At 69.1% G+C, this 16577-nt stretch carries 16 protein-coding genes; 4 read left to right on the top strand and 12 right to left on the bottom strand.

Annotated features, from left to right (window positions below):
• Window positions 1–7: 7 nt before the first annotated feature.
• From XAN126_RS0115750 to XAN126_RS0115705, 10 genes are all read right to left on the bottom strand, one after another.
• A complete protein-coding gene (locus tag XAN126_RS0115750; protein WP_024279548.1) occupies window positions 8–880 on the bottom strand; it encodes a metal ABC transporter permease in 873 nt (290 codons plus the stop codon).
• Between the two features lie 240 nt (window positions 881–1120).
• Window positions 1121–1861 carry a zinc ABC transporter ATP-binding protein AztA gene (gene aztA, locus XAN126_RS0115745; protein WP_024279547.1) on the bottom strand — a complete coding sequence of 247 codons (741 nt, stop codon included), beginning with the start codon at window positions 1859–1861 and terminating at the stop codon, window positions 1121–1123.
• Window positions 1858–2148: a hypothetical protein gene (locus XAN126_RS0115740; protein WP_024279546.1), complete on the bottom strand. Its 291-nt coding sequence runs from the start codon at window positions 2146–2148 to the stop codon at window positions 1858–1860. Before XAN126_RS0115740 ends, aztA begins: the two co-directional genes overlap by 4 nt.
• A gap of 116 nt (window positions 2149–2264) precedes the next feature.
• Window positions 2265–4049, bottom strand: coding sequence for an allophanate hydrolase (gene atzF / locus XAN126_RS0115735; protein WP_024279545.1), 1785 nt, complete (start codon window positions 4047–4049; stop codon window positions 2265–2267).
• Between the two features lie 191 nt (window positions 4050–4240).
• Window positions 4241–4459: a hypothetical protein gene (locus XAN126_RS0115730; protein ID WP_024279544.1), complete on the bottom strand. Its 219-nt coding sequence runs from the start codon at window positions 4457–4459 to the stop codon at window positions 4241–4243.
• Window positions 4460–4531: 72 nt separating this feature from the next.
• The gene (purU, locus tag XAN126_RS0115725; RefSeq protein ID WP_024279543.1) at window positions 4532–5401 is read right to left on the bottom strand and encodes a formyltetrahydrofolate deformylase; all 870 of its coding nucleotides are present in this window, start codon (window positions 5399–5401) and stop codon (window positions 4532–4534) included.
• A 91-nt stretch (window positions 5402–5492) separates the two neighbouring features.
• A complete protein-coding gene (locus tag XAN126_RS0115720) occupies window positions 5493–6101 on the bottom strand; it encodes a sarcosine oxidase subunit gamma family protein (RefSeq protein ID WP_024279542.1) in 609 nt (202 codons plus the stop codon).
• On the bottom strand, window positions 6094–9048 hold the full coding sequence (locus XAN126_RS0115715) for a sarcosine oxidase subunit alpha family protein (protein ID WP_024279541.1): 2955 nt from the start codon (window positions 9046–9048) through the stop codon (window positions 6094–6096). The genes XAN126_RS0115720 and XAN126_RS0115715 overlap by 8 nt, the downstream gene beginning before the upstream one ends.
• A complete protein-coding gene (locus tag XAN126_RS0115710; RefSeq protein ID WP_024279540.1) occupies window positions 9045–9329 on the bottom strand; it encodes a sarcosine oxidase subunit delta in 285 nt (94 codons plus the stop codon). Before XAN126_RS0115710 ends, XAN126_RS0115715 begins: the two co-directional genes overlap by 4 nt.
• Window positions 9330–9508: 179 nt before the next feature.
• The gene (locus tag XAN126_RS0115705; protein ID WP_024279539.1) at window positions 9509–10777 is read right to left on the bottom strand and encodes a sarcosine oxidase subunit beta family protein; all 1269 of its coding nucleotides are present in this window, start codon (window positions 10775–10777) and stop codon (window positions 9509–9511) included.
• A gap of 105 nt (window positions 10778–10882) precedes the next feature.
• Here XAN126_RS0115705 and XAN126_RS0115700 point away from each other — a divergent pair, with 105 nt between their 5' ends.
• From XAN126_RS0115700 to XAN126_RS0115685, 4 genes are all read left to right on the top strand, one after another.
• The gene (locus tag XAN126_RS0115700; RefSeq protein WP_024279538.1) at window positions 10883–11845 is read left to right on the top strand and encodes a LysR family transcriptional regulator; all 963 of its coding nucleotides are present in this window, start codon (window positions 10883–10885) and stop codon (window positions 11843–11845) included.
• A gap of 278 nt (window positions 11846–12123) precedes the next feature.
• Window positions 12124–12471 (top strand): cysteine rich repeat-containing protein, encoded by a 348-nt coding sequence (locus tag XAN126_RS0115695; RefSeq protein ID WP_051460615.1) that lies wholly within the window; start codon window positions 12124–12126, stop codon window positions 12469–12471.
• A 44-nt stretch (window positions 12472–12515) separates the two neighbouring features.
• Complete coding sequence (locus XAN126_RS0115690) at window positions 12516–13127, top strand: OmpA family protein (protein ID WP_024279536.1); 612 nt, start codon at window positions 12516–12518, stop codon at window positions 13125–13127.
• A 159-nt stretch (window positions 13128–13286) separates the two neighbouring features.
• The gene (locus tag XAN126_RS0115685) at window positions 13287–13727 is read left to right on the top strand and encodes a cupin domain-containing protein (protein WP_024279535.1); all 441 of its coding nucleotides are present in this window, start codon (window positions 13287–13289) and stop codon (window positions 13725–13727) included.
• 73 nt (window positions 13728–13800) lie between these two features.
• On the opposite strand, the gene glnT is transcribed toward XAN126_RS0115685, so the two are convergent.
• Both glnT and XAN126_RS0115675 read right to left on the bottom strand, forming a co-directional pair.
• Window positions 13801–15156, bottom strand: coding sequence for a type III glutamate--ammonia ligase (glnT, locus tag XAN126_RS0115680; RefSeq protein ID WP_245272262.1), 1356 nt, complete (start codon window positions 15154–15156; stop codon window positions 13801–13803).
• A gap of 79 nt (window positions 15157–15235) precedes the next feature.
• Complete coding sequence (locus tag XAN126_RS0115675) at window positions 15236–16573, bottom strand: FMN-binding glutamate synthase family protein (protein WP_024279533.1); 1338 nt, start codon at window positions 16571–16573, stop codon at window positions 15236–15238.
• Window positions 16574–16577 lie beyond the last annotated feature (4 nt).

Raw genomic sequence — 16577 nt, 5'->3', positions numbered from 1 at the left:
GTCCTCATCAGGCTTCGAGGTGACGGCGAGGGACGAGGCGGCCGGCAAGCCCGCCGATCGGCCCGAAAAAGACGGCACCGGCATAGGCAAGCCCGGCGACCAGGATGATGGACGGGCCGGACGGCGTGCCGAGATTGTAGGAGACGAGCAGCCCCGCGACGCCTGAGCCGAAGGCGATCAGCGTCGAGGTGGTGACCAGCGCCGTGAGGTCGCGCACGAAGAAGCGCGCGGTGGCGGCCGGCAGCATCATCAGCCCCACCGAGAGAAGTGTGCCGAGGGCGTGGAAGCCGCCCACGAGGTTCAGCACCACCAGCGACAGGAAGGCGATGTGGCTGATGCCGCCGCTGCGGCTCACCGAGGCGAGGAAGGTGGGGTCCACGCATTCCAGCACCAGCGGCCGCCACACCACGGCGAGGGTGAGCAGCGTGATGGTGGTGATGCCGGCGATGAGCACCAGCGTCGCGTCGTCGATGCCCAGCACCGTGCCGAACAGCACATGCAGCAGGTCCACGTTGGAGCCGCGCAGCGAGACGATGAGCACGCCCAGCGCCAGCGAGATGAGATAGAAGGCGGCCAGCGAGGCGTCCTCCTTCATCCCCGTCGCCCGCGCCACCACGCCCGCGCCCACCGCCACCAGAAGGCCGGCGGCAAGGCCACCCGCAGTCATGGCGTAGAGGTTGAGGCCGGCGAACAGGAAGCCGATGGCCGCGCCGGGCAGGATGGCGTGGGCCATGGCGTCGCCCGTCAGCGACATGCGCCGCAGCATGAGGAACGCGCCCACCGGCCCCGCGCCGAGCGACAGCGCGAACACGCCGGCCAGCGCCCGCCGCATGAACTCGAACTCCACGAAGGGAGAAATGAAGGTATCATAGAGGCTCATCGAACCATCCCGGGCTGCGGGCCGCGTTCAGGGCGGCCGGCCGGATCTGTCATCGTCCTGCCCTTGCGCTTGGCCGGGGAGCCGATCCGGTGGGTTGGAGGAACCGGACCGGCCTTGGACGGAGCCCGTGGTCCCCGGCCAAGCGCAAAAGCAGTGATGTGCGTCCATGGAACCGGCGGGGCCGGTCGGTGAATGCTTGGTCAGGATCAGACCGGCGCATGCCGGTCGGTGAAAGTCGGATCAGGCCGCGTCGGAGCAGGGGACAGCGTCGTCCCGCCATGACTCGCCCATGCGGCGGGCCTTGAGCAGGTTCTCGGGGTCGAGCGCTTCCGCCGTCGGACCCCAGGCGACCGTCGTGCGGGCGAGGAGAAGCGTCTGCGGGAAGGTCGCGCGTACCAGATCGAAATCGTGCAGCACCGCGATGACGGTGCGCTTCTCGCCGTGCCAGCGGCGGACCAGTTCCACGAGGTCCGACACGGTCTTGGCGTCGAGGGCGGTGAACGGCTCGTCGAGCAGGATCACGCGGGCGTCCTGCAGCAGCAGGCGGGCGAACAAAGTGCGCTGCATCTGCCCGCCGGAGAGCGTGCCGATGGGACGGTTCTCGAACCCTTCGAGGCCGACGGCGGCGATGGCGTGCTCGATCTTCTCCCGATCAACCCGGCCGATGCCGCCGAACAGGCCGGCGCGCCGCCACAGGCCCATGGACACCATGTCGTAGACATGGATGGGAAAGCTGCGGTCGATCTCGGCGCCCTGCGGCAGGTAGGCGATCTCGCGCGGGTCGAGGCCGTGACGGTCGATGGTGCCGCCGAGCGGCTTCAGGGCGCCGCCGATGGCCTTGAGGAGCGTGGACTTGCCGGCGCCGTTGGCGCCGCATATGGCGAGCAGCGCACCCTTCTCCACATCGCCGGAGAGGTGGTGGACGGCCGGGTGGCGCTCATAGCCGAGGGTGAGGTTGCGGAACGAAATCTGCGCGGTCATGCGCCGCCTCCCGTCACCAGCAGGACGGCGCTCCACAGCACGAGGAGGAGCACCGACACCAGCGCGAGCCGCCCCGCTAGGGACATGCGCAGCACCGATGCGCCGATGCGCACGGGCGGCCTGCGGCCTGCCGGAGAAGCGGCATGGGTGTGATGGCCGTGCCCATGATCGCCCTGGTCGTGTCCCCCCACGGCACCGGCGGCGCCGACGGGCGCGGCGCGGTCCTGCCGGCCGGTCGCCTCGCGGGCCGGCGGCGTCGCTGCGGAAGGGGAAAGGGACAGGGACATGGGGGCCGGCGCGCTGGTTTCGATGGCCAGTTGATACAGTGTATCGCTCGACCTTGTCCAGCCCGCCGACACCCCCCGCACGCTTTTGTGCGGTTCCCTTCAGTCAGTCGGAGCGCCTATTCGGCGGCTGCGGCAAAGGCGCGGAAGCTGCCGAACCGGGTGATGTCCCGCGCCCCGTCGAGGGCCGCCGCCTCGGCCAGGAAGCCGGTGACGCGGCTGCCGTCCTCCAGCTCCACCTGCCCGAGGCCGAGCGGCGCCGGGATGGTTGCGAGCAGGCGGCCGACGCCCTCGAAGGGCAGGGACCACACCTCCCCCTCCACCGCCGCGCCGTCCGCAGTCACGCGCACCACGCCCGGGCGGGGCACGGCGCCGGGGAGGAGCTTCATGCGATAGGACGGCACCGTCTTGGCGGCGCGCACGAAGCGCGCGCCCATGGCCTTCAGGTCGCCATTGAGCGGCATTCCGGAGAGGTGGGCGCCGAACACGCACACATCGAGCCGCCCCGGCTCCTGCGCGGCCGTAAGCGGGGGCAGGGCCGGCGCGGGCGCATGGCCGCAGCCCAGCGGCAGATTGCCCGCCGCCACATAGGCGCGGCCCAGCGCCGCCATCTCCGCATCCTTCCCGGCGGGGGCGAGGAGGGTGATGCCATAGGGGACGCCGGCGGCGGTGATCTTGGTCGGCACGGCGATGCCGCACAGATCCATGAGGTTCACGAAATTGGTGTAGGTGCCATTGCGCGAATTCAGGCGGATGGGGTCGGCCAGCACCTCCTCCACCGTATAGGCGGAGGGCGCGGTGGGCAGCAGCAGCGCGTCGATGCCGCCGAGGATGGGGGCGACGCGGGCGCGCAGCTCCTTGAGCTTGTACATGGCGCGGAAGGCATCCGCCGCGCTCGCCTTGCCGCCGGGCTCGGTGATGGCCCGTGTCACCGGATGCACCGCATCGGGATCGGTGGTCAAAAGGTGCTCGGCGGCGATCCAGCGCTCCGCCACCCACGGCCCCTCATAGAGCAGGCGCGCGGTTTCGGCGAAGGCGGAGAAATCGATCTCCTTCAGCACCGCGCCCAGCGATGCGAAGCGCGCCAGCGCCTCCTCATAGGCGGCCGCCGACTCGGCATCGCCGAAGAACTCCCGCTGCGCCACGGGCAGGATGCCCAGCACCGGCGCGGGCGGGGCGGCGGTGAGCGGGCCGATGGGCAGGTCGCGGGAATAGGCATCCTCAGCGTCGAAACCGGAGATGACGTTCAGCACCGCCATGGCGTCGTCCACGGTAAGGGCGAAGATGGAGATGCAGTCCAGCGTCTTGCAGGCGGGCACGAGGCCGGTGTTGGGCACAAGGCCGAGGGAGGGCTTCAGCCCCACGATGTTGTTCAGCATGGCCGGCACGCGGCCCGATCCCGCCGTGTCGGTGCCCAGCGACACCGGCACGATGCCCGCGCCCACCGCCACCGCCGAGCCGGAGGAGGAGCCGCCCGGCACCAGCTCCGGGTTCACCGAGTTGCGCGGGATGCCATAGGGCGAGCGCACGCCCACAAGGCCGGTGGCGAACTGGTCGAGATTGGTCTTGCCGATGATGAGCGCGCCCGCCGCCTTGAGCCGCGCCACGACGGTGGCGTCGCGCGCCGGCACATAGGCGAAGGCCGGGCAGGCGGCGGTGGTGGGCAGGCCGGCGACGTCGATATTGTCCTTCACCGCCACCGGGACGCCGTAGAGCGGCAGCGCCGTATTGCCGGCGGCCTCCAGCGTGGCCGCCTCGGCCAGCACATCGGCTTCGTCACGCAGGGTGATGAACATGGCCGGGTCGTCATGCACCGCAAGCCGGGCATAGACGCCACGCACCGTATCCGAGACGGAGCGGAGGCCGGACCTGTGGGCTTCGAGGAGGCTGGCGACGGTCTGCATGGTCTACCCTGATGACGGCGCTCCACGCGCCTGATGGCAGGGGTCTAGCAGGAAGCGCGCCACTTGTATGCAATTTCTGATAAACACATAAATATCAGATACTTGATGCAAATGAATTGCGCCCCGCAGCGGCTTGATTTGCCACTGCGGGGCGCAGGATGTGCACCTTATGCCCAGAAAGTGGGCAGGCGTTACTGGCTCGTCCGGTTCTGCTCCGCCGGCGAAAGGGTCCGGCCGGGAGGCGCGTCGGGTGCGGTGGTCATGGGCGGGGGATTTCCGCGCGGCACGGTGATGTTCTCCGGCGCGGTCTCGCTCGGTTCGGGGCTGCCGCGGTTGGAGAACAGATTCGCCGCGACCAGCGCGAGGACCAGCACGAATGCCGCGGCGACGAGCATGCCCTGGCGTTGCATGGGGCTCTCTCCTTTTGGTGGATATCGCCCCCTCAACGCCCCGGCCCCGGTGCCGGGTTCCCTTTTTTGAGGTCAGTCCCGGAACACCACGGTGCGGGAACCGTTCAGCAGCACCCGGTCCTGCAGGTGCCAGGAGATGGCCCGCGCCAGAACCCGGCGCTCGATGTCGCGACCCTTGCGCACGAGATCCTCGGGCGAATCCTGGTGGGAGATGCGCTCCACGTCCTGCTCGATGATCGGCCCTTCATCGAGGTCCGAGGTCACGTAGTGGGCGGTGGCGCCGATGAGCTTCACGCCGCGCGCATGGGCCTGATGATAGGGCTTGGCGCCCTTGAAGCCGGGCAGGAACGAGTGGTGGATGTTGATGCACTTGCCCGAGAGCTTGGCCGACAGCCCATCCGACAGCACCTGCATGTAGCGCGCGAGCACGGCAAGCTCCGAGCCGGAGGACTGGAAGATCTCCCAGACCTGCGTTTCCTGCTCCAGCTTCGTGGCCTTGGTCACCGGCAGATGGTGGAAGGGGATGCCGTCGAAATCGAGGTGGGCATAGGTCTCGCGCGGGTGGTTGGAGACGATGCCGGAGATTTCCATGGGGATCTCGCCGATGCGCCAGCGATAGAGCAGGTCCGCGAGGCAGTGGTCGAACTTGGAGGCGAGCAGCAGCACCTTCCGCTTTTCCGACACGGGGCGGAGCGTGAAGCTCAGCGAGAAGGTCTGCGCCACCGCCGCGAAGCCGGAGCGGATTTCGGCGAGGCTGGCCTCGCCCTCGACCACGTTGAACACCACGCGCATGAAGAAGCGGCGGGTCTCGGTGTCGTCGAACTGCTGCGCCTCCAGGATGTTGCAGCCCTTCTCGAACAGGAAGGTCGAGACGCCGGCGACGATGCCGGGCCGGTTAGGGCAGGAGAAGGCGAGAATGATCGGCTCGTTGGGGCTGGTCATGATGCGTCCTTTATGGCGCCGCGCGACCGATGCAGCCGGGCGCCCTGTTCAGAAAATCGGTGCGGGAGAGGAGGCGCGCGCCGCGCTGCCGTCAACCTCGATCGGTGCCGGAGAGCGCGAAGCCGTATTCCGCCGCGCTCGCCGCCAGCCAGCGCAGGAAGGCGGGGGCGAAGGTGTTGCCCACCGCGAAGCGATAGCTGGGGCTCGCGTCCCGCTGCCAGAAGGTGACGCCCACGTGGGAGACCGGCGTCGTCGCCGCATCGCCCGGCTGGAACGCGCGGGGATCGAGGTCCACCGCCACGCCCTTCACCAGCGCCTCGCGCGCCTTGGGGCCGGAAATATCGAGCACGAGATTGGCGTCGCTCTGGTCGGTGACGGCGCCAAGGCCGGCCGCCAGCTCTTCGAGACGCCGGCGCAGCGCGGCGCCGTCCGATGCTTCGGCGAACACCAGCCACTTGCCGGGGCCGGTGCCGATGGCCTCAAGGCCGGCGCCGACGCTCGCCTTTGGCGCATCCGCCAGAGGCAGGCCGGCGGCAGTGGCGGCGGCGATCAGCGCTGCGGTCTTGCCCTTGCGGGCAACCAGCGTCGCGGCGGCAAGGTTCGTCACCACCTGCGCCGTGACGCCGGTGGCGCCTGCGACGCCATAGTGCCCGGCCGGAACGAGGTGGGCGGGGGAGAGGGACTGGAAGAGGTCAGACACGCTGCTTCTCCCCTTCGGGATCGACAAAGTGGGGAGAGCACACCTCGACCTCGATGTCACCGCCGCGCACCGGGTCATAGGCGCGCAGCTTCTCGCCGATGCGCTCCGGCCCGCGCTTGAGGAGGCCGAGGCCGATGGAGTGCCCGAGGATGGGCGACCAGGCGACGGAGGTCATGTAGCCCTCGTCATTCTCAGTGGTGGGGGCCGCGCCGAGGGGCAGGAAATGCGCCCCGGCCTTGAGCCGCGCGCTCCGGTCCACCGGCCGGAAGCCGACGAAGGTGGGCCGGTCTGGATCGGTGAAGGCGGGGCGCCCCGCCATCACGCGGCCGATGAAGTCCTTCTTGGTGGAGGCCATGCGCCCGAGGCCGAGATCGCGGGCGGAGGTCTGCCCGTTCAGCTCGCTGCCGGAGACATGGCCCTTCTCGATGCGCAGCACGGCCAGCGTCTCGACGCCGTAGGGCGTGATGCCGTAGGGCGCGCCGGCCGCCATGATCGCCCGCATCAGCTTGTCGCCGTGGCGGGCGGGCACCGCGATCTCGTAGCCGAGCTCGCCGGAGAAGGAGAGGCGGAAGACGCGCGCTTCCATGCCGCCCATCACCGTGGTCTGGAGCGCGCCCATGAAGGGCAGGCCGGTGTTGGAGACATCCGCGCCATCCACCAGCTTCGCCAGCACGTCGCGGGAGCGCGGCCCGGAGACGGCGATCTGCGCCCACTGCTCGGTGATGGAGGCGAGGCACACGTCCAGCTCCGGCCACAGCACCTGCAGGCAGAATTCCAGATGCTGGAACACTTTGGCGGCGTTGGCGGTGGTCGTGGTCATCACATAATGGTCGTCGGCGAGGCGGGCGGTGGTGCCGTCGTCCATGACGATCCCGTCCTCGCGCAGCATCACGCCGTAGCGCGCCTTGCCCACGCCGAGGGTGGAGAACATGTTGATGTAGACGCGATCCAGCAGCCGGCCCGCGTCCGGCCCCTGAAGGTCGATCTTGCCGAAGGTGGACACGTCGATGACGCCGACGCTTTCGCGCGTCGCCTTCACCTCGCGGTTCACCGCCGCCTGCCAGTCCTCGCCGGCCTTGGGGAACCACGCGGCGCGCAGCCACTGTCCGGTCTCGACGAACACCGCGCCCTGTTCCTCCGCCCACTGGTGGGTGGGGGTGGGGCGGCTCGGCTTGAAGTCCACGCCGCGATGGTGGCCGGCGAGCACGCCGAGGGCCACGGGCGTGTAGGGCGGGCGGAATACGGTGGTGCCGGTCTGCGGAATGCCCTTGCCGGTCAGCTCCGCCATGATGGCGAGGCCCGCCATGTTGGAGGTTTTGCCCTGATCGGTGGCCATGCCCATCGTGGTGTAGCGCTTCAGCAGTTCCACCGCCCGGAAGCCTTCGCGATGGGCGAGGGCCACGTCCTTGGCGGTCACGTCGTTCTGCTGGTCCACGAAGGCGGGGCCCTTGGCGTGCACCTGCCAGAAGGCCTTGAGGCCGTTGGGCGCATCGCCCGCCACGGGGGCGGGAGCCGCGACGGGCGCGAAGCCCGCATCCTCGGCCGCAGCGGCGCCCAGCGCGGTGCCATCGGCGAGGCTTTCGGCGAGCGTGAGGTGCCCGGCCGCCGCGCCCGCCACCGCCATGCCCACCGGCAGTGCGCCGGGCACGAAGGCGGCGATGTCCTCGCACCAGATGGGCCTGCCGCCCTGATGGCAGGTGAGGTTCACATTGGGCGTCGCGCCGCCGGAGACGCCGAGCGCCTCCACGGAGAGCGTGCGAACGCCCTTGGGCGTGCGCACCGTGACGCTCGACAGGCACTTGCCGGAGGTGGCGATGACCTCGCTCCCGGTGAGGAGATCGACGCCCAACGCCTTCGCCCGCGCGGCCAGCGCTGGGGCGACAGCCTCCCGCACGTCGGCGATGGCTTCCAGCTTCACGCCGGCCGCGGCGGCGTCCAGCAGCGCGGCGACGGCGTGGTCGTTGTTGGTGAAGCCGGCTGCCCGCGGCCCCGCGCCGACGCCGAAGCGCGTGGCATAGGTGGCGAGCGCCAGCGCCGACATCACGCCCGGCCGGTCATTGCCGGGGAAGACGATGGGCCGGTCGAACGCGCCCGCGGCCAGCACGGAGCGCTTGGCGATGAAGCGCCACAGTCGCTGGCGGGGCTGGAAGGGGGCGGGGACGGCGAGATGGTCGCTCACCTTCTCCACCGCACCGAATTCGCCGCCGTCATAGGCACCGAACACGGTGGTGCGCGGCATGAGGCGGACGTTGGGCAGGCTCGAAAGTTCGGCGAGCGCCCGCGTCACGAAATCCGCCGCGCTGCCGCCGTCGATCTCGGCCTGCTCGGAGAGCAGCCGGCCGCCGAGGCGGAAGTCCTCGTCCGCCAGCACCACCCGCGCGCCGGTGCGCCCGGCCGCCAGCGCCGCCGCAAGGCCCGCCGCGCCGGAGCCGATGACCAGCACGTCGCAGAAATGGGTGGCTTTCTCGTAATGGTCCGGGTCGGCCGCCTCGGCCGCGCGGCCGAGGCCGGCGGCGCGCCGGATCATGGGCTCGTAGACCTTCTCCCAGAAGGCGGCGGGCCACATGAAGGTCTTGTAGTAGAAGCCCGCGCCGAGGAAGGGCGACACGAGCTGGTTCATGCTGAGGAGATCGACGTCCAGCGAGGGCCAGCGGTTCTGGCTGGTGGCCTCCAGCGCGTCGAACAGCTCAATGGTGGTGGCGCGGGTGTTGGGCTCGCGCCGGGCGCCGGAGCGCAGCTCGACGAGCGCGTTCGGCTCCTCGGACCCTGCGGTGACGATGCCGCGCGGCCGGTGATACTTGAAGGAGCGGCCGACCAGCCGCACGCCGTTGGCGAGCAGCGCGGAGGCGAGCGTGTCGCCGGGATGGCCGGTGTAGCTCTTGCCGTCGAAGCTGAAGGAGAGGGTGCGGCTGCGGTCGATCAGCCCCCCTGCGGAAAGCCGGGTCATTCGGCCGCCTCCGTCCCGGTGAAGCGCGTGGTCGTGAAGCGCACTGCGGTGATGGCGTGGGTGCGGGTGTCGCGCGTGACGGTGAGCCAGCGGCGGCAGCCGCCCGCGTGGTACCAGAGCTCGTCCATCACGCCGGCGACGTTGTCGCGCTCGTAGACATAGGCGTTGAAGGCGTCCGGCGCCTCGGGATCGGCCGGGTCCGGCCGGGTGGGCGCGGCATCGCCGAGATAGGCGAACTCATGGGACGACCTCGCGCCGCAATAGGGACAGGTGATGCGCATGGGTCAGGTCCGGGTGGAGGGGTGAGGGGGGAGTGGCAGAGCCGGCGTTCCGCCCGCCTTCCGCCGTCGCCCTCCGGCTTGACCGGAGGGTCCATGCTGGGGCCGGGCGCTGTGCCTGGCGGAGAGATGGGTGCTCCGGTCAAGCCGGAGCACGACGGCCAATCTTGTGTCCGCGCCCATCAGTGCAAATTCGGCTGGGCGCCGACTCCCTTTTCGTCGATCACATGGCCGGTGCGGAAACGGTCCAGGCGGAAGGCGGCGTTGAAGCGGTGCGCCTCTTCCTTGGCGATGGTCCAGGCGAAGCACCAGCCGGAGGCGGGCGTCGCCTTGAAGCCCCCATAGTTCCACGCGGTGTTGAGGAACAGGCCGGGCAGGGGCCCTACGTCGATGATGGGTGAGCCATCCATGGACATGTCCACGAGGCCGCCCCAGGAGCGGAGCATCCGCAGCCGCCCGATCAGCGGCATCAGCGCCATGCCGCCCTCGGCCACGTCCTCCACCACGGGGAGGTTGCCGCGCTGGGCGTAGGAATTGTAGCCGTCGATGTCGCCGCCGAAGACGAGGCCGCCCTTGTCCGACTGGCTGACGTAGAAATGCCCCATGCCGAAGGTGACGACCCCCGGCACCAGCGGCTTCAGCCCTTCGGAGACGAAGGCCTGCAGCACATGGCTCTCGATGGGCAGGCGCAGGCCGAGATGCTTGGTCAGCCGCGAGGTGGAGCCGGCGACGGCGAGGCCGACCTTGCCGGCGCGGATGGGGCCGCGATTGGTCTCCACGCCCACCACCGCGTCACCCTCGCGGATGAAGCCGGTGACTTCGCAATTCTGCACGATGTCCACGCCCAGCCGGTCGGCGGCGCGGGCATAGCCCCACACCACCGCGTCATGGCGGGCGGTGCCGGCGCGGGCCTGCATCAGCCCGCCCTTGATGGGGAAGCGGGAGTTGTCGAAATCGAGGAAGGGGCAGAGCGCCTTCACCTGTTCGCGGTCGAGCAGCTCGCTGTCCGCGCCCGCGAGGCGCATGGCATTGCCGCGCCGGGCATAGGCGTCGCGCTGGCCGTCCGAGTGATAGAGGTTGATGATGCCGCGCTGGGAGACCATGGCGTTGTAGTTGAGGTCCTGCTCCAGGCCCTCCCACAATTTCATGGACCACTCGTAGAACGGCTCGTTGCCGGGCAGCAGGTAGTTGGAGCGGATGATGGTGGTGTTGCGCCCCGCATTGCCGGAGCCGATATGCCCCTTTTCCAGCACCGCCACGTTGCGGATGCCGTGCTCCTTGGCGAGGTAGTAGGCGGTCGCGAGGCCATGCCCGCCGCCGCCGACGATGATCACGTCATAGGCCGGCTTGGGCACCGCATCGCGCCAGGCGGGCGTCCAGCCCTTCTGGCCGTTGAGCGCGTTGGCGATCAGGCTGAATACGGAATAGCGGGAACCAGATTGAGCGGACATAGAACCCCTCGGGACCCTTCGGCGCGGACACGGCTGCACCCCTTTGGAAAAGATATAGCCCCGCCGAAAACCACAGGTAATATAAATCCTGCTTATTCTGTGGGGATGACGGTGCGCGAGCTTCTGCCGTTCGATCTGAAGGCGCTGGAAATCTTCCTCGCCGTCTGCGAGGCCGGCGCCATGGCCGGTGCGGCGCGACGGCTCGGACTCACCCAGCCGGCGGTCTCTCAGGCTGTGGCGGAGCTGGAGACGCGCATGGGCGTCGCGCTGTTCGATCGCAGCGTGCGGCCGCTGGGGCTGACGGCGGCGGGCGGCGTGCTCAGGCAGAAGGCGAGTGCGCTCCTCTCCGAGGCCCGGCAGATCGTGCCGGCGCTGAAGGAGACTGAGCACGGCCGCCTGCCTTTGATCCGCGCGGGCCTCGTCGATTCCCTCTCCCGCGCCCTGTCGGCGCCTCTCGCCGGGCGGCTGTGCGCGGTGGCGGAGGAAGTGTCCTTGCTCGCCGGCCTCACGGCGGCCCATGCCAGCGCGCTGCTCTCCCGCCAGCTCGATCTCTTGGTGGGCGTGGACGAGCTTGCCGACATCGAGGGGCTGGAGCGCTTCCCGCTTCTGACCGAGCCCTATGTGCTGCTGCTCCCCGCCGGCGAGACGGCGCCCGAGCGGGTGGAGGAGGTGGCGCGCCTCGCGCAGCGTCTGCCGCTGGTGCGCTTCTCCGCCCGCTCGCGCACGGGCATCGAGGTGGACCGGCACCTGAGGCGCCTCAAGCTCGATCTGCCGCGCCGGCTGGAGTTCGACACGCCCTTCGGCGTCTCGGCCATGGTGGCGGCGGGGGAGGGGTTCGCGGTGACGACGCCGCTCTGCATCTTCGAGGCGGGGCTGGATCGCGATCGGGTCCGTTACGCGCCACTGCCGGGGCCGGCCTTCTCCCGCAGCATGACGCTGATCGGCCGCCGGCAGGAACTCGGCCGCCTGCCGCGGGAGGTCGCGGGCTTCTGCCGGCAGACCCTGGACGAGGCGGTTCTGCCCGTCCTGCGCGCCACCCTGCCATGGGTGGGCGACACGCTCGGATAGAAGGCGCGGCAACGCGTGGAACTGCTGAGGGTCAAGCTTCGTGGCGGCCAATTGCCAAGCTGTGGAAGTTGAGTTTTCGGCCTGACGTTAAGTTTGTGTTGAAAAGTCCGATCCCGGAGGCACCACCGCCCGCTGTCGGCCGCGACCGTTTGATGATACCCCTACGTCGTGTCGGGGCATTCATTTGAAGACGGGGTGGGGCAACAATGCGGATCGGCGGAGTTCTATTTGCAGCGGTAATCCTGGCTGGGTCTGCCTCTGCGGCAAGCGCGCAGACCATGAGCTACGCGCAGGCCGGCGCCCTTCTGGCGCGCAGCTGTGGCGCGGACATCAACAAGTTCTGTTCGAATGTGAATCTGGGCGAGGGCAAGCTGCTCGCCTGCATGGACGGGAAGATCAATCAGGTCAGCGCCAAGTGCAAAGCCGACTATGCGACGGCGAAGGCCTCCATCGCCGAGCGTGATGCGGCGCAGGATTCCATCCAGGAAGTCTGCTCGGCGGACACGGCGCGCCTGTGCCCCGGCATGGTGCCCCAGGACGGCAACCTGCTTTCCTGCCTGCTCCAGGCGACGCGGGTGGTGAGCGACAAGTGCAACGCCGCGATCACCAACGCCGGCTACCGCTGAGCGTCCTCCTCACATCCTCGCACTCGAACGAAGGACGTTTCGCGATGACATCGCCTTTGACCCGCCTTGCACTGGCCGCGCTGCTCGCTGCCGCCGTGCCGACGATCGCCCCCGCCTATGCCCAGACCGCCCTCTCCGACGGTCAGATCCTCCAGGGGCTGCAAGGCCTGAGTGAGAAGGCCCCGACCATCACCGCGCAGCAGCTGCGCTCCATGGTCCAGACCCACATGGCCCAGAATCCGGGCGAGCAGCTCAGCCGTCCCTCGCTGGCGCTGAAGCTCGACCAGCTGCCGCAGATCAACGTGCAGATCCAGTTCCGCCTCGGTTCGGCGATCATCGAGCCTTCGTCCTACGGCACGCTCGGTGCCATCGCCGATGCCATGCACAACCCGATCCTGCATGGCTACAAGTTCATCGTCACCGGCAACACCGATGTCACCGGCCCGCGTGAGGTGAACCTGAAGCTCAGCCAGGCCCGCGCCGATGCGGTGGTGAGCGCGCTGGTCAGCGTGTTCAACATCAATCCCACCCGCCTCGAGGCGGTGGGGCTGGGCGAGGAAGTGCTGCTCGATCCCAAGCGGCCGACCGACCCCATCAACCGGCGCGTCCAGATCTTCACCGTGGGCCGCCTCGCGCCGTACGTCGCCCAGCGCTGAAGCACCGACGATCGTGCATGAAGAAGGCGCCGCTCCCGGCCGGGGCGGCGCCTTTTTCGTTGCGTCCGGGCCGGTGGCGCAGCCTCTCGCCGCGCGCGGAAATCCCGTTATCCTGAGGGGCCTGCGCGGCGCGCGGGCCAATATTGGGAGGACAGGATCATGCTCGCTCGACGCCGGTTCATCTCCTGCGCCATCTGCTCGCTGGCGGGGTTCGCCGCGATTGAGGTCGGCGGCACGCAGGCCATGGCACAGGGCCAATCAGCACCCGCCGCGGCGCCCGCCGGAATCTCGCGCAAGGTGCTCGGCCGCACCGACATGCCGGGCGACAAGTATGTCGCGATCCTGATGGAGGCGGAGTTCGACGGCGGCCTCAAGGTGGCGCGTCACACCCATCCGGGCGTCGAGAGCACCTATCTCATGGCCGGGGGCGGCGTGCTCTCGGTGAAGGGCCAGCCCGACCGCACGCTGGCGCCGGGCGACGGCTTCCAGATTCCGCCCGAAGTGCCGCACGCCTTCCAGGTGGGGGGCGACAAGACGAAGCTCGCCATCACCTACATCGTCGAGAAGGACAAGCCGCTGGCGACGCCCGCGCCGGAGTGAGGTGCTCAAAAAAGGTGAGAGCCCGGCGCAGGGGAATGCGCCGGGCTCCCGGGGACAACCGACAGAGCAGGGCTCAGATGTCGAGGGTGTTGTCCCTTTCCCATTGGGTGAGGTGACGGGAGAAGGCGTTCCATTCCACGGTCTTCAGCTTCAGGTAGCCGTCCACGAACGGCTTGCCGAGGCGATCCGTCAGCACCTTGGACTTCTCCAGCGCGCGCATGGCGTCGAGCAGGTTGAGCGGCAGGCGCTTGGCGCCCTTCACCTTGTGCCCGTCGGTGTACATGTTGATGTCGAGGCGCTTGCCCGGATCGCGCTTGTTCTCGATGCCGTCGAGGCCGGCGGCCGCGAGGCCTGCCTGGAGCAGGTAGGGGTTGGCCGCGCCGTCGGCGAGGCGGAACTCGAACCGGCCCGCATCGGGAATGCGGATCATGTGGGTGCGGTTGTTGCCGGTGTAGGTGACGGTGTTCGGCGCCCAGGTGGCCCCGGAGATGGTGCGCGGGGCGTTGATGCGCTTGTAGGAGTTCACCGTGGGATTGGTGAGGGCGCACAGCGCGTCCGCATTGTGGATGAGGCCGCCGATGAAGTGGTAGCCCAGCTCGGAGACGCCCAGCTCGCCCTTGGGATCGGAGAAGGCGTTCTTTCCCTTCTGCCACATGGAGACATGGGCGTGGCAGCCCGAGCCGGTGAGATTGATGAAGGGCTTCGGCATGAAGGTCGCGCGCAGGCCATGCTGCTCCGCGATCGACTTCACCATGTATTTGAAGAAGACATGGCGGTCCGCGGTGAGGAGCGCGTTGTCGTAGTTCCAGTTCATCTCGAACTGGCCGTTGGCGTCCTCATGGTCGTTCTGGTACGCGCCCCAGCCGAGCTTGAGCATGGCGTCGCAGATGTCCTTGATGACATCATAGCGGCGCATGAGGGCGGCCTGATCGTAGCAGGGCTTCTCGGCGGTGTCGGCGGTGTCCGAGATGGACTTGCCGTCCTGGGTGATGAGGAAGTATTCGCACTCGACGCCCGTCTTGATCTCGTAGCCGAGGCGCGCGGCGGCGGCGAGCTGCTTCTTCAGCAGCGTGCGGGGCGCCTGCTCCACTTCCTTGCCGCCCATGTAGAGGTCGGCGGCGAGCCAGCCGATCTCTTCCTTCCAGGGCAGCTGGATGAGGCTGGTCGGGTCCGGCACGGCGAACAGGTCGGGATCGGCCGGCGACATGTCGAGCCAGGTGGCGAAGCCGGCGAAGCCGGCGCCTTCCTTCTGCATGGGGCCGATGGCGGAGGCGGGCACCAGCTTGGCGCGCAGGCCACCGAACAGGTCCACGTAGGAGATCAGGAAATACTTGATGCCGCGGTCCTTCGCGACCTTGGCGAGGTCGATCTGGGCAGCGGCGGAAGCGCGGCCTTCGGCCTCGCGGAGCGGCGTACGGAAGTGGTCCATGCGAAATTCCCCGGAATTTGGAAGCGGTATTCTTTGAAAAAAGCCGCGCCGGTCGAGCGGCGCGGCTTGAAGGTTCGGATCAGTATCCGCCGGTCCTGCCGGGCACCCAGGAGGTGCCGGCCAGCGGAACGCCGGCCATGGCGGCGGCCTCCACGGTCAGCGCCACGAGGTCTTCCGGCTCCAGATTGTGCAGGTGGCTCTTGCCGCAGGCGCGGGCGATGGTCTGCGCCTCCAGCGTCATCACCGAGAGATAGTTGGCGAGGCGGCGGCCGGCCTTCACCGGATCGAGCCGCTTGGACAGCTCGGGGTCCTGGGTGGTGATGCCGGCGGGGTCGCGGCCTTCGTGCCAGTCGTCATAGGCACCGGCGGTGGTGCCGAGCGCCTGGTATTCGTCTTCCCACTGGGGATCGTTGTCGCCGAGCGCGACGAGGGCCGCCGTGCCGATGGCCACCGCGTCGGCGCCGAGGGCCAGCGCTTTCGCCACATCCGCGCCGGTGCGGATGCCGCCGGAGACGATGAGCTGCACCTTGCGGTGCATGTCGAGGTCCTGGAGCGCCTGCACGGCCGGGCGGATGGCGGCGAGGATCGGGATGCCCACGTGCTCGATGAACACGTCCTGCGTCGCCGCGGTGCCGCCCTGCATGCCGTCGAGCACCACCACGTCGGCGCCCGCCTTCACCGCCAGCGCGGTGTCGTAATAGGGCCGCGAGGCACCGACCTTCACATAGATCGGCTTCTCCCAATCGGTGATCTCGCGCAGCTCCTCGATCTTGATCTCGAGGTCGTCCGGGCCGGTCCAGTCGGGATGGCGGCAGGCCGAGCGCTGGTCGATGCCCTTGGGCAGGGTGCGCATGGCGGCCACGCGATCGGAAATCTTCTGGCCGAGCAGCATGCCGCCGCCGCCGGGCTTGGCGCCCTGGCCGATGACGATCTCGATGGCGTCGGCCTTGCGCAGGTCCACCGGGTTCATGCCGTAGCGGGACGGCAGGTACTGGTAGACGAGGGTCTTGGACTGGCCGCGCTCCTCCGGCGTCATGCCGCCGTCGCCGGTGGTGGTGGAGGTGCCCACCGTGGAGGCGCCACGCCCCAGCGCTTCCTTCGCCTGCGCGGAGAGCGCACCGAAGCTCATGCCGGCGATGGTGACGGGGGTCTTCAGCGTGATCGGCTTCTTGGCGAAGCGGGTGCCGAGGGTGACCTCGGTGCCGCACTTCTCGCGATAGCCTTCCAGCGGATAGCGCGACATGGAGGCGCCGAGGAACAGCAGGTCGTCGAAGTGGGGCAGTTTGCGCTTGGTGCCGGCGCCACGGATGTCATAGATGCCGGTCGCCGCGGCCCGGCGGATCTCGGCCAGTGTCGCCGGATCGAAGGTGGCGGAGAAGCGCGGCGGGGTGCGCGGCGTGTTGTTGTGGGCGGTCATAGGG

The organism is Xanthobacter sp. 126 (assembly GCF_000526175.1).
GTDB lineage: Bacteria > Pseudomonadota > Alphaproteobacteria > Rhizobiales > Xanthobacteraceae > Xanthobacter > Xanthobacter aminoxidans.
Note: the sequence above shows the minus strand (reverse complement) of the source record. Positions and strands in the feature narration are given on the sequence as shown.

What these genes read in the sequence shown, in the direction of transcription:
- purU (WP_024279543.1), bottom strand. Translation starts at nt 5,401, where the DNA reads ATGACCAGCCCCAACGAGCCGATCATTCTCGCCTTCTCCTGCCCTAAC.
- XAN126_RS0115690 (WP_024279536.1), top strand. Translation starts at nt 12,516, where the DNA reads ATGACATCGCCTTTGACCCGCCTTGCACTGGCCGCGCTGCTCGCTGCC.
- XAN126_RS0115710 (WP_024279540.1), bottom strand. Translation starts at nt 9,329, where the DNA reads ATGCGCATCACCTGTCCCTATTGCGGCGCGAGGTCGTCCCATGAGTTC.
- XAN126_RS0115730 (WP_024279544.1), bottom strand. Translation starts at nt 4,459, where the DNA reads ATGCAACGCCAGGGCATGCTCGTCGCCGCGGCATTCGTGCTGGTCCTC.
- glnT (WP_245272262.1), bottom strand. Translation starts at nt 15,156, where the DNA reads ATGGACCACTTCCGTACGCCGCTCCGCGAGGCCGAAGGCCGCGCTTCC.
- XAN126_RS0115700 (WP_024279538.1), top strand. Translation starts at nt 10,883, where the DNA reads ATGACGGTGCGCGAGCTTCTGCCGTTCGATCTGAAGGCGCTGGAAATC.
- XAN126_RS0115750 (WP_024279548.1), bottom strand. Translation starts at nt 880, where the DNA reads ATGAGCCTCTATGATACCTTCATTTCTCCCTTCGTGGAGTTCGAGTTC.
- XAN126_RS0115675 (WP_024279533.1), bottom strand. Translation starts at nt 16,573, where the DNA reads ATGACCGCCCACAACAACACGCCGCGCACCCCGCCGCGCTTCTCCGCC.
- XAN126_RS0115740 (WP_024279546.1), bottom strand. Translation starts at nt 2,148, where the DNA reads ATGTCCCTGTCCCTTTCCCCTTCCGCAGCGACGCCGCCGGCCCGCGAG.
- XAN126_RS0115705 (WP_024279539.1), bottom strand. Translation starts at nt 10,777, where the DNA reads ATGTCCGCTCAATCTGGTTCCCGCTATTCCGTATTCAGCCTGATCGCC.
- aztA (WP_024279547.1), bottom strand. Translation starts at nt 1,861, where the DNA reads ATGACCGCGCAGATTTCGTTCCGCAACCTCACCCTCGGCTATGAGCGC.
- XAN126_RS0115715 (WP_024279541.1), bottom strand. Translation starts at nt 9,048, where the DNA reads ATGACCCGGCTTTCCGCAGGGGGGCTGATCGACCGCAGCCGCACCCTC.
- XAN126_RS0115685 (WP_024279535.1), top strand. Translation starts at nt 13,287, where the DNA reads ATGCTCGCTCGACGCCGGTTCATCTCCTGCGCCATCTGCTCGCTGGCG.
- atzF (WP_024279545.1), bottom strand. Translation starts at nt 4,049, where the DNA reads ATGCAGACCGTCGCCAGCCTCCTCGAAGCCCACAGGTCCGGCCTCCGC.
- XAN126_RS0115695 (WP_051460615.1), top strand. Translation starts at nt 12,124, where the DNA reads ATGAGCTACGCGCAGGCCGGCGCCCTTCTGGCGCGCAGCTGTGGCGCG.